Here is a 13,270-nt window from a genome sequence, read left to right as displayed (position 1 = left end):
GTACCGCTGCGGTTCCCCGCTTTATTCCGCGGCGACCGCGTCCGCGTCTGCTTTCTCGACCCGCACGGCCGAGAATTTGAACTCGGGGATCTTGCCGTAGGGGTCCAAAGCCGAATTGGTCAGGATGTTCGCCGCCGCCTCGACATAGGCGAAAGGCAGAAACACCATGTCTGGTGCCACCGCCCGGTCCATCCGAGCCATCACCACGACCGATCCGCGCTTGGTGGTCAGGCGCACATGGCCTCCCGGTTCGACGCCCAGCTTGCGTAGGGTACTCGGATGCAGCGAACAATTCGCCTCGGGTTCCACCGCATCCAGAACCGCCGAGCGCCGCGTCATCGACCCGGTGTGCCAGTGCTCCAACTGCCGACCGGTCGTCAGGATCATGGGATACTCCGCATCCGGCACATCATCCGGCGCGATCACGCTGGCTGGGGTAAACCGCGCGCGGCCATGCGGGCGGGGGAAGCCGTCGCCGAAGACAATGGATTGCCCGGGGTCTTCCGGCGACAGCGACGGGTAGGTGACCGCGTTCTGACGCGCTAGCCGCTCCCACGTGATGTTCTCCAATGATCGCATGTTCAGCTTCATTTCCGCGAACACATCCGCCGGGCTGTCGTACTTCCAGTCCATCCCGCAGCGCCGCGCAAGCTCTGTGGTGACCGCCCAATCCTCGCGGGCCTCTCCCGGCGGCGTCACGGCGGGGCGGCCCATCTGCACCTGGCGGTTGGTGTTGGTGACAGTGCCCGACTTTTCGGCAAAGGCGCTGGCGGGCAGGATCACGTCGGCATAGTTCGCCGTCTCGGTGAGGAAGATGTCCTGCACAACCAAATGGTCAAGCTTGGCGAGGGCGTCCCGTGCGTGCTCCACATCCGGATCGGACATGGCAGGGTTTTCGCCCAGAATATACATCGCCTTGATTTGGCCGTCATGAACCGCATCCATGATCTCGGTCACGGTCAGGCCCTTCTGGCTCGAGAAGTCCTCCGATCCCCAGACCTCGGTAAAGGCCGAGCGCACGCCGTCATCCATCACCGACTGGTAATCCGGCAGGAACATCGGGATCAGACCGGCATCCGACGCGCCTTGCACGTTGTTCTGCCCCCGCAGCGGATGCAGCCCCGCGCCGGGACGCCCGACCTGCCCAGTCATGAGCGCAAGGGAAATCAGGCAGCGCGAATTGTCCGTGCCGTGGATATGCTGGCTGACCCCCATCCCCCAGAAGATCATCCCGGCCTTGGCGGTGGCGAAATCGCGGGCCACGGCGCGCAGGGTTTCGGCGTCGATCCCGCAGATGGCGGCCATCTTCTCGGGCGCGAAATCCGCGAGGTGCGCCTTCTCGGCCTCCCAATTCTCGGTATAAGCCTCGATATATTGCCGGTCGTACAGTTCCTCCTCGACGATCACATGCATGATCGCATTGAGCATCGACACATCCGCGCCAGGGCGGAATTGCAGCATATGCGTCGCGTGCCGTTTCAACGCCTGACCGCGCGGGTCCATGACGATGAGCTTCCCGCCGCGCTTGGCGAATTGCTTGAAATATGTCGCCGCGACTGGATGGTTTTCGACCGGGTTCGCACCGATAACGATGGCCACATCGGCATTCTCGATCTCGTTGAACGTCGCCGTGACCGCGCCCGATCCGACGTTTTCCAGCAGCGCCGCAACCGAGGATGCATGGCACAGCCGCGTGCAGTGATCGACGTTGTTGTGGCCAAAGCCCTGACGGATGAATTTCTGGAACAGGTAGGCTTCCTCGTTCGTGCATTTGGCCGAGCCGAACCCGGCGACTTCGCGCCCCCGGCCCTTCAGACCCTTGGCCGCAAACCCCAGCGCCTCGTCCCACGATGCCTCGCGGAACACCTCGTGCCACTTGTTCGGATCGACGTTCAGCCCCTTAGCGCGCGCATCCTCGCGCCGGATCAGTGGCTTGGTCAGGCGATGATCGTGGTGGATGTAGTCAAACCCGAACCGGCCCTTGACGCACAAGCGGCCCTCGTTGGCCGGTCCGTTGATGCCCTCGACATAGACAACGCGGTTGTCTTTGACCTTGAGCGACACCTGACAGCCCACCCCGCAGAACGGGCAGACGCTTTCAACCTCGCGGTCATAGTCCTTGCTGTCACCGATTTCCGCGTCGTCCATAACAGTCGCGGGCATCAGCGCCCCGGTCGGACAGGCCTGCACACATTCGCCGCAGGCGACACAGGTGCTCTCGCCCATCGGGTCGTCGAAATCGAACACAGGATAGGCGTCATGCCCACGCCCCGCCATGCCGATCACGTCATTCACCTGAACCTCGCGGCAGGCACGCACGCAGAGGCCACACTGAATGCAAGCGTCCAAGTTTACGCGCATCGCCACATGACTGTCATCAAGCAGCGGAATCCGCTCCGCCTCCAACGTCGGCAACCGGCTTTCCGTCACGCCGTTGGCTTCGGCCATGTCCCACAGGTGCGAGGACCGGTCGTGCGCCGCCTCCCGCTCGGGCTGGTCGGCGAGCAGCATTTCCACCACCATCTTGCGCGCGGATTTGGCGCGCGCCGAGTCGGTGGTCACGACCATGCCCTCGGCCGGTTCCCGGATGCAGGACGCGGCCAGCACGCGCTCGCCCTCAATCTCAACCATGCAGGCCCGGCAGTTGCCATCGGGACGGTAGCCCGGTGCAGGCTTGTGGCACAAATGGGGAATCACCAGACCGCGCCCGTGGGCGACCTCCCAGATCGTCTCGCCCGGTCGGGCCTCGACCTCTGCACCGTCCAGAATGAAGCGGATCGTGTCAGTCATCGTGATCTCCCTTGTCGGGACCACTTTAACCCGATTTCGGACGCTCGGTGGATCAACAATCCCGACACCTTGGCACGGATTTGCGTCCGCACCGTTTCCGATGCGAACAGGTCGAAGCGGAAGGGGGACGCAGCCTTAGGGAATATCCGTCGCCTCAGAGCGCCGCCGCTCGCTGAAACGCCGGCCTGTCGCGCAGCCGGCGCAGATAGGCCACCAGCGCTTCGGGCGCGTCGGGAAACTTTGCGTTGCGCGCCCAACCCAGACAATGCGCCATAACGAAATCCGGCACCGTCGGGTCGTCTCCGACGAGATAATCCGATGTCATCTCATCCGCGATCCGGTCCAGATTGCGGGAGAATTCGGTCTTGAGGCTGTCCTTCACCGCTGGCACCCGTTCGGCCTCGGGCAGGATGAAGCTATGCCGCGCAGCGGTCCAAAGGATCGCATCCACCTCGTCCAGGATGCGGAAGGTCCAGGCGTCCTGTTTGGCCCGGTTGACCGAGCCTGCCGGATGGGTGAACGCGCCGTGTTTGTCGGCCAGGTAGGTCAGGATCGCAGTCGAATCGGGAATGACATCCGACCCGTCAACCAACACAGGCACCTTGCCCGATGGGCTAAACGCCCGCACCTCGTCAGAGCGCGGCGCTGCCGGGATGTGGTCATAGGGAACAGCGAGTTCTTCCAGCATCCACAAGGGCCGAAACGCCCGCGTGGCACGATTTCCGACAAGTTTGTACATCAATCCAACTCCGTAGGCCGGGCTTGAACCCGGCACCGCTTCTTTAACGCCGCCCCAGCATCGCCAGCCGGATAAACGCCCGTTCCACGATGGCAAGGGCAGGCCCGTGCTGTCCGGCCGATCGCAGCGACAGGTCCGTTTCCAGCAACATCTGCAACGCTTGCTCCAACCGGTGCATCCCCCACCCGGACGCTTGGCGGGCCATCCGGTCGCGCCTCGGGCCAAAGACCGGCGGGCGCAACCGCCCCATGCCTTGGCCGACCCCACCGGGATCCGAGGCCGCCGTGTGCAGCGCCCGGAAATGCCGCGTCGCCATGATGAGCAATGTCACCGCCGCCGTGCCCTGCGCCTCGAGCCGCGACATCACCGGGCCGATCTCTCCGGTCCGCCCCTCGGCCACGATATGGATCACATCATCCAGATCGGCCTCGGTCGATCCCGGCGCACACAGCGTCACCTCGTCGGGCGTGAGCCCCGTGTCATCCCCAAGCTTGTAGAGCGCGATTTTCTCAAGCGTCTGTCGAAAATCCCCGGGATCAATCTCGCGCGACAGGGCGGTCAGCATTTCCATCGCCGACCCATCGGGACGCGCAAGTCCTGCGCGGGTGAGCTCCGCCTCGATCTCGGCGCGGCTGGGCGGGTCATTATAAAGCGCCGCCGCGTAGGCGTTCGGATGCCCCTCAAACAGCTTGCGCAACGCCGATTTGGCGGGCAACTGCCCCCCCGTCACGACGATCTGCGCATCGCCCGGTTGCCAATCCTCGACCGCCGCGGCAATCGGTGTGGCCACCGTGTCGTTCGCCTCTTCCACAAACGCCACGCGCGGTCCGGGGAAAAACCCCACCGCCTTGATCGCGTCACCCAACAGGGCGGGCTCTTTGCGCAGGTCCGACGCAGCGATCCGCGTGAGCCGCATCTCGCTCTCGCCCTCGGGACCGATCAGCGCCGCGATCAACTCCTGCCGCTTGAGCGCGACCCGCATCGCGTCTTCGCCATAGATCAGGATACCGGTCTTGCCGGGATCGGGCTTTGCGAAGTAGCCCGACGCCTCGCGCGGGGACAGTTTCATGCGGGAAGGCCGGTTGCCGAAAGGATCAGCCGATCGACGATCTGATCGGCCAGCATCACCATCAAACGCGCGGTTGCATCGCGTTCCGCCGCCAATGTCGCAACCGTCGATCCGGTGGCGGAAAACCCGGTGAATTCGGTCACACGCCCATTGCGGACGACGGTATCGGTCTGAAGGTCGCGCAGCGCGTAATCGGCCCGTCCCGTCAGCTGAAACCGGTTGGTCGTCCCCTCGACCGAGGTGGCAAGTCCCGCCCGCTGGATCGTCGGGGTGACGTTGAGCGCGTAGCGCCCGGAATCATTTCGCCCGAACCGATCCTCCAACCGCTGCGCGATCAGAAAACCGTCCCGGCGTTGCGGCGCGGTAACGCGAAGGTTTTCCTGCAAGACCGATGCGCCGCCGTCGGGCCCATAGGCGGGCGTGAACCCGCAAGCGGCCCCCGCAGCAAGCGCTGACAGCGCGAAAAGCGTCTGGCGTCTATGCAACCACATTCACGATCCGACCCGGCACAACGATCACTTTCTTGGGGCTCGCGCCATCAAGCGCACGTTTCACACCATCGGTCGCCAGCGCGAGCTTTTCAACCTCGTCCTTGCCCATATCCTTGGGCACTGTGATTTCGTCCCGCCGCTTGCCGTTGACCTGAATGGGCAGTGTCACGCTGTCCTCGACCAGCATGGCCTCGTCGGCTTTGGGCCACGCGGCATTGGCGACAAGGCCTTCGCCACCCAGCAAGGCCCAGATTTCCTCGGACAAGTGCGGGGTCATGGGCGACATGAGCTGCGCCAGCGTCTTGGCCGCCTGTCGCTTCGCGTCGGATCCTGCCCTGGATTTCGACAGCGCATTGGTGAAGGCGTAAAGCCGCGCAATCGCGGCGTTGAAGCCAAAGCTTTCGACACCCACAGTCACGTCATGGATCGCCTTGTGCATCTCGCGCAGCAGGGCGTCATCTTCGGCGTTCGACGCATCGTTCGCCTCGGCCACCTCGGCCGCGATCCGGTAGACCCGGGCAAGATGCTTTGACGCCGCCTCGGCCCCCGAGGCCGTCCACTCCACGTCCCGTTCGGGGGGCGAGTCTGACAGCACGAACCATCGCGCCGTATCGGCGCCGTATTGCTGGATGATCGCCACCGGATCGACCACGTTGTTCTTCGATTTCGACATCTTGGCCGAGGGGATGATCTCGACGTCATTTTCCACGTCTCCGATCAGTTTCACGCCTAAGCGCAACTTCTCTAATTCGCGCGGGTCAGATACATCCGTTCTTTGCTCTTCTGCATATTTTCGAAGAACTGCCGCCTTCTGACCATCGCGAGTGCTGAATTCGATAACGGTTTCCGGATAGTGATAGACCGGACGGCCATCCTTGCCCTTGGTCTGGTAAATCGCGTGCGTCACCATCCCTTGGGTAAACAAGGCGTCAAACGGCTCTTTGCATTTCTCCGGCAGATGCCCGGTGAGGTGCATCGCGCGCGCAAAGAAGCGCGAATAGAGCAGGTGCAGGATCGCGTGTTCGATGCCACCGATATACTGGTCCACGTTCATCCAATAGGCCGCGTCCGGCAAATCCGTCGGCGTGTCTGCCCGAGGTGCCGTGAAGCGCGCAAAGTACCACGACGAATCGACAAACGTATCCATCGTGTCGGTCTCCCGTTTCGCGGGCTGACCACAAGACGGGCACGGCACATTGCGCCACGACGGATGACGGTCGAGCGGATTGCCGGGAACCGAGAAATCAATTGCCGTGCCGTCTTCGTCATAGGGCAGCGCGATGGGCAGGTTTTCCTTCTTTTCCGGCACCACGCCGCAGGCATCGCAATGCACCACCGGAATCGGGCATCCCCAATAGCGCTGGCGGCTGAGACCCCAATCGCGCAGGCGGAACTTGGTCACGCCGTGGCCGACGCCGTTCTTCTCGCAAAACGCGATGGCCGCCTCGATGGCGTCACTGCCGGTCTGCGCCTCTTCGCCAGCGAATCCGCGGATATAGCGCACGGTTTCGGGCTTGGGCGGCACATAGGCCGGGCCACCGTCCTCGGGCAAAATGAACGCATCTTCGCCCATCGCGGGCACGTAGGTGCTGAGCACCGGCAGGTCGTATTTGCGCGCGAATTCAAGATCGCGCTGGTCATGCGCCGGACAGCCGAAAATCGCACCGGTGCCGTAATCCATCAGGATGAAGTTGGCGACGTAGACCGGCAATTCCCACGCGGTATCAAACGGATGCCGCACACGCAGTCCGGTGTCGAAGCCTTTTTTCTCGGCCTTCTCCAGCGCCTCTTCGGTCGTCCCGCCCTTGCGACACTCGGCGTTGAACGCGGCCAGATCCGGATTGTCCTTCTCCAGATGCCTGGCGAGCGGATGATCGGGGGAGATACCCACGAACGAGGCCCCCATGAGCGTGTCGGGCCGCGTCGTGTAAACCTCGATCCGGTCGTGTCCCTCGGGTGCGTCAATGGTCGAGAACGCGAATTGCAGACCGCGCGATTTGCCGATCCAGTTGGCCTGCATGAGCTTCACCTTGGCGGGCCAGTCATCCAGCGTATCCAAAGCGTCCAACAATTCCTCGGACATATCGGAGATCTTGAAGAACCACTGCGTCAGCTCGCGCCGCTCCACGTCGGCGCCAGACCGCCAGCCCTTGCCGTCGATCACCTGTTCGTTGGCCAACACGGTCATGTCGACCGGATCCCAGTTCACCACCGCGTTCTTGCGGTAGACCAACCCGGCCTCCAGCATATCGAGGAACAGCGCCTGCTGCTGGCCGTAGTATTCGGGATCGCAGGTCGCGAACATGCGGCTCCAGTCAAGACCGAAACCCAACGGCTTCATCTGGCTAACCATCGTGTCGATGTTGGAATAGGTCCAATCCTTCGGATGCCCCCCCGACGCCATCGCGGCGTTTTCCGCGGGCATCCCGAAAGCGTCGAATCCCATCGGATGCAGCACGTTATGCCCCGTCGACAGCTTGTAGCGCGCGATCACGTCGCCCATCGTATAATTGCGCACATGGCCGATATGGATGCGGCCCGACGGGTACGGGAACATTTCCAGCACGTAATATTTCGGCTTGTCCTCCGACCGCACGGCGCGGAAGGTTTCACTCTCTTCCCAGACAGCCTGCCATTTGGGTTCGATGACAGAGGGGTCGTAACGCGACATGGAATGTGTCCTTCGGGTGTGCATCTTCTGTTCGCAGGGTGATAGGCCGATGCCACAGGATCGTCCAGTCCCGCCCCCATCCGGGCCATTGTGATGCCTGTTTTTTACGGTCATACCCGTCGTATTGATGGCAGCGACGACATTCGGGCAGATGAAACTCCTTTTGATTCACCAGAACTTTCCCGGCCAATTCAAACATCTCGCACCGGCGCTCGCCCAACGTGGAGACCAGGTGGTTGTCCTGACCCCACGCGTTTCTAAACCGACGACTTGGAAGGGCATCACGATCCTGCCCTATCAGGTCAAGGGGGCCAGCACCCCGAATATCCATCCCTGGCTGATCGATTTCGAGACAAAGATCCTGCGCGCCACGGCCTGTTTCGACGCGGCGCAGGTTTTGAAAGAAAAGGGATACGCGCCGGATGTGATCCTCGCCCATCACGGCTGGGGCGAAAGTCTTTTCCTCAAGGATCTCTGGCCGGATGCGCGACTCGGCCTTTACTGCGAACTCTATCACCGCTCGGACCCGGACGTGATCGCGTTCGATCCCGAGTTTCCGACACCCAGCCCGGGGCGCAACGCGCTACGGCTTCGGCTCAAGAACCTGAACAACCGGCTGCACGAAGAGGTCATGGACGCCGGGATCAGCCCGACGCGTTTCCAGGCCGACACCTATCCCGCGCATCACCGCGACCGTATCACGATCTGCCACGACGGGGTCGATACCGTTCACGTGACGCCAGATGCAATGGCGCAGCTTGCCCTTCCAAATGGGGATACACTGTCGCGGGACGACGAGGTTGTGACCTTCATCAACCGCAATCTGGAACCCTATCGCGGCTATCACATCTTCATGCGCGCCCTGCCCGATCTTCTGCGTCGTCGGCCGATGGCGCGGGTGGTCTTGCTCGGGGGCGAGGATACGAGCTACGGGGCGAAGCCGCCGCAGGGTAAAACGTGGAAACAGATCTTCATCGACGAGGTGCGTCCGCAGATCTCGGACGCGGACTGGACCCGCGTGCACTTTCTGGGCCGGGTCCCCTACGAGACATTCCTGTCGGTCATCCAGGTCAGTCGCGTGCATGTTTACCTGACGTATCCCTTCGTCCTGTCGTGGTCCTTGCTCGAAGCGATGAGCGCGGAATGCGCCATCGTCGCCTCCGACACAGCCCCCGTGCGCGAAGCGATCAAGGATGGCCAGACCGGACTGCTGGTGGATTTCTTCGACCGGGCCAAGCTTGTGGATGAAACCTGTGCCCTGCTCGAATCGCCCGAACGCCGCGCGACATTGGGCAGGGCCGCCCGTCGGTTTGCCCAAGAGACCTACGATCTGGAAACGATTTGCCTGCCACGGCAATTACAGTGGGTCGACGACCTTGCCACGCTCGAAATGGCGCGACACCCTCAGGATTAACAGCAGGAATGCGGTCAGCCGATCAGAAACGGCTGTCCTGCTGTCGCAACTGGCGCGCCCGCGTGAGGATCGCATCCTCGACCGCGCGCACCGTCGCCGCATCCACTGGCCCGGAGCGCGTCATCAACGCGACGTTCAACGATCGCGCATCCAGCGCCGGGTCATTCACGAGAATCGTCGCACGATAGGCCCGTCCGCCACCCGGGGGCGTCCCGTATCCGGTGGTAATTACCCCGGTGAACGGATCGACCGACTGCACCGGCAGGAAATCCAGTGTCTCGAGCGCGGCATTCCAGATGTACTTGTTGACGGCACCCACCTGCCCCGCGTCATTGCGGTTGCGGAAAAAGTCGAACAACGTCGACTGTGGCCGCTGACGATCCTGATAGATGATATCGTCGGCAATCTCGGAGGCCGGTGGCGTATCCACCGGGGCCCTGTTTCCGCCGCCGAACATTCCGCAACCCGAAACAAGTGCACCGACAAGGGCAACGCCTAATCCTGTCCTGAAACGTGTAAGGTCCATAGGAGACTGCCCTCGATTGCCTGTTAGCTCAGTGTTTGCGTTATGCTTTGCATACAAGCCCATCCCAATCACGACAAGCCGAACTTGTCCGCAGGCGTTAAGGCTGTGTTCTTTCAATGGGAAAGCCGCACACCAAGCTTGTGGCAAATGAGCATCACAGAAGGCGAAGTTCCCGAGCGACTTGCGGCTTGTCTTGCAAACACGCCCCCCCAAAGAGCATAGAGTTCCCAGCTAATCCGGACCTTCCGGTTTGGTACGTGCCTTACGAACACATGAGGGAAAAAAATGAAAACTCTTCTTCTTGCTTCCACCGCGCTGGTTGCAACTGCTGGCATCGCAGCAGCCGAAGTGTCGATCACTGGTTACGCCGAAATCGGTGTTGTCGGCGGCGACCGTTATGCAACGACAACTGATCCGGACGGCGATCGCGCTCAGTTCCACACTGATATCGACGTCACATTCTCCATGACCGGCGAATCCGACGGCGGTCTGGCATTCGGTGCATCCGTTGACCTCGACGAAACCGTTGAAGACAACGAATTCAACTTCGGTGATGCGACCGATCAATACGGTGCGACATGGTTCCTCGCCTACGGCGGCATGCGCCTCGACATGGGCGACACAGACGGTGCATATGACGCCGTTCTGCAGGAAGTCGCTCTTGCCGGCGCAACCCTCGCCGACGACGAAACCGAGCACTCGGGCTACAACGGCAACTCCGGCCTCGACGGTCTCTATGACGGTCAGATCGCTCGCGTGTCCTACTCCGCAGCAGGCTTCACGGCAGCACTGTCCGCAGAAATCGACGATTCCGGCGAAGATGATCCGGTTTGGGGCCTCGGCGTTCGTTACGTGACAGACTTCGGTGGCGCAGCCATCGGCGTCGGCCTCGGCTACCAGACTGTTGACCGCGACGTTGACGCAGACATCGAACTGATCGGTCTGAGCCTCGACGCGAAACTGGCAAACGGTTTCTCCGCTGCGATCAACTACGCAGAAGCAGACATCGAAGGCCAGGACGACAACGGCACCTTCGTCGGTGTTGGCGTTGGCTACACCATGAACGCACTGTCGATCGGTGTGAACTACGGTGAGTACGACGATTGGGCGGCGAAGTCCGACCCCGACTCGTCCGGTTTCGGTCTCGCAGCAACCTACGACCTGGGCGGCGGTCTCGCAGCTCACCTGGGTTACGGTTCCAGCGACGACGTGTCTGTCAACGACGAAGACAGCTACTCCTTCGGTCTGTCGATGAGCTTCTAATAGCTCATAACCAGATTTGGTTAAGGAAAGAGCGGGCCTTGTGCCCGCTCTTTTCTTTTGTGCAGCATGCCTTTAGCAAAGCGGCAAAAGAGGCGGTTATGACCACTGGCGCAGCACAACAGATCAAAGCGGAATACGAGCGGGCCCTGCGGTTGGCGCAAGCCGGGCAGACGCGCGAAGCTGCTGCGATCCTCGATGCGCTTGCTCTGAAGGTGCCCACCGCACCGGAAATTCCGTTCAAACGCGCGCAGCTCGCCGCCAAGACGGGCGATGTCGAAACATGGTGTCGCGCAATTGATAAGGCCTACGCGCTTCGACCCACCGAACCCGCGATCCTGGAAGACGCCCTGCACGCCCATCGCGCGGCGGGCAATTCATCCCGTGTTCTGGACCTGATCAACGCCAAAATCGCACGAGACCCCAAGGCCATCGGTCCACAGGCCGACAAGGCACTCTACCTGCAACAGATCGGCGACTTCGACGCATCGGAAAAGCTCTTTCGCAAACTGCTGAAAAAGCACCCGAACGAAGCCGAACTGTACCGCATGTTCGCCGCGACGATCCGGTTCAAGCCAAACGATCCGCTGATCGGAGCAATGCGTCGATTGGCGAAACATCCACAGCTTTCCCCACAAGGACAGATGCACGTCAACTACGCGCTTGCCAAGGCGATGGAGGACACCAAACAGGCCGATAGGGTCTTCCCGCATCTGCGGCGCGCCAATTCCGCACAGGCCGCACTTTGGCCCGACGATCCCAAGGCGCGCGCACAGGAATGGCGCGCCGTGGTCGACGCGCAAGAGGGGCTGTCCCCGCTCAGCGACAGCCCCGGCACAGCACCCGATCTCATCTTCGTCACCGGCCTGCCGCGATCCGGCACGACGTTGGTCGAACAGATCATCGCCAGCCATTCCAGCGTTCAGGCCGGAGGCGAACTCGCCACCGCACTGCGCACGGCTTACGCCTGTTTCGGAGCGGGTGCCGACATGGCCAAGCTGACATCGAGACCCTCCAAAGACCTTCACGCTTTCGCATCCCGTCTGGAGATGCAGAACCGCATCAAACGCGATCTGACCCGTCCCTGGCTGACCGACAAGTCCATCATGGCCTTTCTGATCTACGGTTTGCTTTACGCGACCCTGCCGAACGCGCGCTTCATCGTGGTGCACCGCGATCCGCGTGACATCGCGGTGTCGATCTACAAGAACTACTTCAACGGCGGCACGCACCGTTACGCCAACGATCTCGCGACCATCGCCGAAACGATCAAACTTTTCCGCCAGATCGTCGGGCACTGGCGAGAAACTCTACCCGATCGCTTTTCCGAGGTCCGCTACGAAGACCTCGTGTCCGATCCCGAGGAACAGTCACGCAGGCTGATTGCCGCCGCCGGGTTGGACTGGGAGGATCAGTGCCTGAACTTCCACCAGAACACAGGCGCGGTCAAAACGCTCAGCCTGCATCAAGTGCGCCAACCGATCTACCAAAGCTCGGCCGCGGCATGGCGGCGCTATGAAACCGAATTGCAACCTTTCTTCGACGCCTGGGGAGACACGCCATGGGATTGACAGATATCACCGCCCGCATCGCAAAAGCCGCCAGAGAGGCCGATCGCGACCCGGCGGATGTGACCCTGATCGCCGTCTCCAAAGTGCAGCCGAACGAACGGGTCGAGGCGGTTCTGAAAGAAGGCCATCGCAGCTTTGGCGAAAACCGCGTGCAAGAAGCTGCCGGAAAGTGGCCCGACTTTCGCGAAACCTATGATGGGATTGACCTTCACCTCATCGGCCCGCTGCAATCGAACAAGGCGCGACAGGCCTTCGAGCTGTTCGACGTGATTCACACACTGGACCGCCCGAAATTGGCCAAGACCTTCGCCCGATTGGCGCAGGAAATGGGCCACTGCCCGCCGCTCTTCATTCAGGTAAATACGGGCGAAGAACCGCAGAAGGCTGGCATTGCCCCCGCCGACACAGACGCCTTTGTCGAAGAATGCCGCGCGCTGGACCTGCCTGTTCAGGGGCTTATGTGTATCCCTCCGGTTGACGAAACCCCGTCCCTGCACTTTGCCCTGCTGCGCAAACTGGCCGACCGCAACGGCCTCTCGCAAATGTCCATGGGGATGAGCGACGATTTCGAGCAAGCCATCGCTTTCGGTGCGACGCATATCCGCGTCGGGTCCGCTCTCTTCGGCGCGCGGGTGACGTCGCCGGAATAGCGAGGTTTTCCGTCAACGGAAAATTAGGATGCGTCGAAACATCCTCCCCCCCAAAAAAAGAAAAAGCCCCGGTGAAACCGAGGCTTTAA

The 13,270-nt window shown here is 61.8% G+C and carries 10 protein-coding genes; 4 read left to right on the top strand and 6 right to left on the bottom strand.

Annotated elements, in window-relative coordinates; genetic code table 11:
- Positions 1 to 21: 21 nt before the first annotated feature.
- The 5 genes from fdhF to leuS all read right to left on the bottom strand — a co-directional run bounded on the left by fdhF (position 22) and on the right by leuS (position 7,760).
- Positions 22 to 2,790, bottom strand: a complete 2,769-nt coding sequence (fdhF, locus tag Q1B16_RS00695; protein WP_299783946.1) for a formate dehydrogenase subunit alpha — start codon at positions 2,788 to 2,790, stop codon at positions 22 to 24.
- A gap of 154 nt (positions 2,791 to 2,944) precedes the next feature.
- Positions 2,945 to 3,529 carry a glutathione S-transferase family protein gene (locus Q1B16_RS00690; RefSeq protein ID WP_299783944.1) on the bottom strand — a complete coding sequence of 195 codons (585 nt, stop codon included), beginning with the start codon at positions 3,527 to 3,529 and terminating at the stop codon, positions 2,945 to 2,947.
- 43 nt (positions 3,530 to 3,572) lie between these two features.
- The gene (gene holA, locus Q1B16_RS00685; RefSeq protein ID WP_299783942.1) at positions 3,573 to 4,598 is read right to left on the bottom strand and encodes a DNA polymerase III subunit delta; all 1,026 of its coding nucleotides are present in this window, start codon (positions 4,596 to 4,598) and stop codon (positions 3,573 to 3,575) included.
- Positions 4,595 to 5,089: an LPS assembly lipoprotein LptE gene (lptE, locus tag Q1B16_RS00680; RefSeq protein WP_299783940.1), complete on the bottom strand. Its 495-nt coding sequence runs from the start codon at positions 5,087 to 5,089 to the stop codon at positions 4,595 to 4,597. The genes holA and lptE overlap by 4 nt, the downstream gene beginning before the upstream one ends.
- Positions 5,076 to 7,760: a leucine--tRNA ligase gene (gene leuS / locus Q1B16_RS00675; RefSeq protein ID WP_299783938.1), complete on the bottom strand. Its 2,685-nt coding sequence runs from the start codon at positions 7,758 to 7,760 to the stop codon at positions 5,076 to 5,078. Before leuS ends, lptE begins: the two co-directional genes overlap by 14 nt.
- A 151-nt stretch (positions 7,761 to 7,911) precedes the next feature.
- On the opposite strand from leuS, the gene Q1B16_RS00670 reads away from it, so the two are divergent.
- Positions 7,912 to 9,174: a glycosyltransferase gene (locus tag Q1B16_RS00670; RefSeq protein WP_299783936.1), complete on the top strand. Its 1,263-nt coding sequence runs from the start codon at positions 7,912 to 7,914 to the stop codon at positions 9,172 to 9,174.
- 22 nt (positions 9,175 to 9,196) lie between these two features.
- On the opposite strand, the gene Q1B16_RS00665 is transcribed toward Q1B16_RS00670, so the two are convergent.
- The gene (locus tag Q1B16_RS00665; RefSeq protein ID WP_299783934.1) at positions 9,197 to 9,700 is read right to left on the bottom strand and encodes a DUF3576 domain-containing protein; all 504 of its coding nucleotides are present in this window, start codon (positions 9,698 to 9,700) and stop codon (positions 9,197 to 9,199) included.
- 285 nt (positions 9,701 to 9,985) lie between these two features.
- Between Q1B16_RS00665 and Q1B16_RS00660 the strand changes: the two genes are divergently transcribed.
- The 3 genes from Q1B16_RS00660 to Q1B16_RS00650 all read left to right on the top strand — a co-directional run bounded on the left by Q1B16_RS00660 (position 9,986) and on the right by Q1B16_RS00650 (position 13,181).
- Positions 9,986 to 10,963 (top strand): porin, encoded by a 978-nt coding sequence (locus Q1B16_RS00660; protein ID WP_299783932.1) that lies wholly within the window; start codon positions 9,986 to 9,988, stop codon positions 10,961 to 10,963.
- A gap of 98 nt (positions 10,964 to 11,061) precedes the next feature.
- A complete protein-coding gene (locus Q1B16_RS00655; RefSeq protein WP_299783930.1) occupies positions 11,062 to 12,531 on the top strand; it encodes a tetratricopeptide repeat-containing sulfotransferase family protein in 1,470 nt (489 codons plus the stop codon).
- On the top strand, positions 12,522 to 13,181 hold the full coding sequence (locus Q1B16_RS00650) for a YggS family pyridoxal phosphate-dependent enzyme (protein WP_299783928.1): 660 nt from the start codon (positions 12,522 to 12,524) through the stop codon (positions 13,179 to 13,181). The genes Q1B16_RS00655 and Q1B16_RS00650 overlap by 10 nt, the downstream gene beginning before the upstream one ends.
- Positions 13,182 to 13,270: the final 89 nt, after the last annotated feature.

It is taken from the genome of uncultured Marivita sp. (assembly GCF_947488135.1).
Classification (GTDB): domain Bacteria; phylum Pseudomonadota; class Alphaproteobacteria; order Rhodobacterales; family Rhodobacteraceae; genus Marivita.
The sequence above is the reverse complement of the archived record's forward strand: the minus strand, read 5'-3'. Positions and strand labels throughout refer to the sequence as shown.

Coding starts and splice junctions, on each gene's coding strand:
- Q1B16_RS00660 (WP_299783932.1), top strand. CDS start 9,986: ATGAAAACTCTTCTTCTTGCTTCCACCGCGCTGGTTGCAACTGCTGGC.
- Q1B16_RS00665 (WP_299783934.1), bottom strand. CDS start 9,700: ATGGACCTTACACGTTTCAGGACAGGATTAGGCGTTGCCCTTGTCGGT.
- Q1B16_RS00650 (WP_299783928.1), top strand. CDS start 12,522: ATGGGATTGACAGATATCACCGCCCGCATCGCAAAAGCCGCCAGAGAG.
- leuS (WP_299783938.1), bottom strand. CDS start 7,760: ATGTCGCGTTACGACCCCTCTGTCATCGAACCCAAATGGCAGGCTGTC.
- Q1B16_RS00670 (WP_299783936.1), top strand. CDS start 7,912: ATGAAACTCCTTTTGATTCACCAGAACTTTCCCGGCCAATTCAAACAT.
- holA (WP_299783942.1), bottom strand. CDS start 4,598: ATGAAACTGTCCCCGCGCGAGGCGTCGGGCTACTTCGCAAAGCCCGAT.
- fdhF (WP_299783946.1), bottom strand. CDS start 2,790: ATGACTGACACGATCCGCTTCATTCTGGACGGTGCAGAGGTCGAGGCC.
- lptE (WP_299783940.1), bottom strand. CDS start 5,089: ATGTGGTTGCATAGACGCCAGACGCTTTTCGCGCTGTCAGCGCTTGCT.
- Q1B16_RS00690 (WP_299783944.1), bottom strand. CDS start 3,529: ATGTACAAACTTGTCGGAAATCGTGCCACGCGGGCGTTTCGGCCCTTG.
- Q1B16_RS00655 (WP_299783930.1), top strand. CDS start 11,062: ATGACCACTGGCGCAGCACAACAGATCAAAGCGGAATACGAGCGGGCC.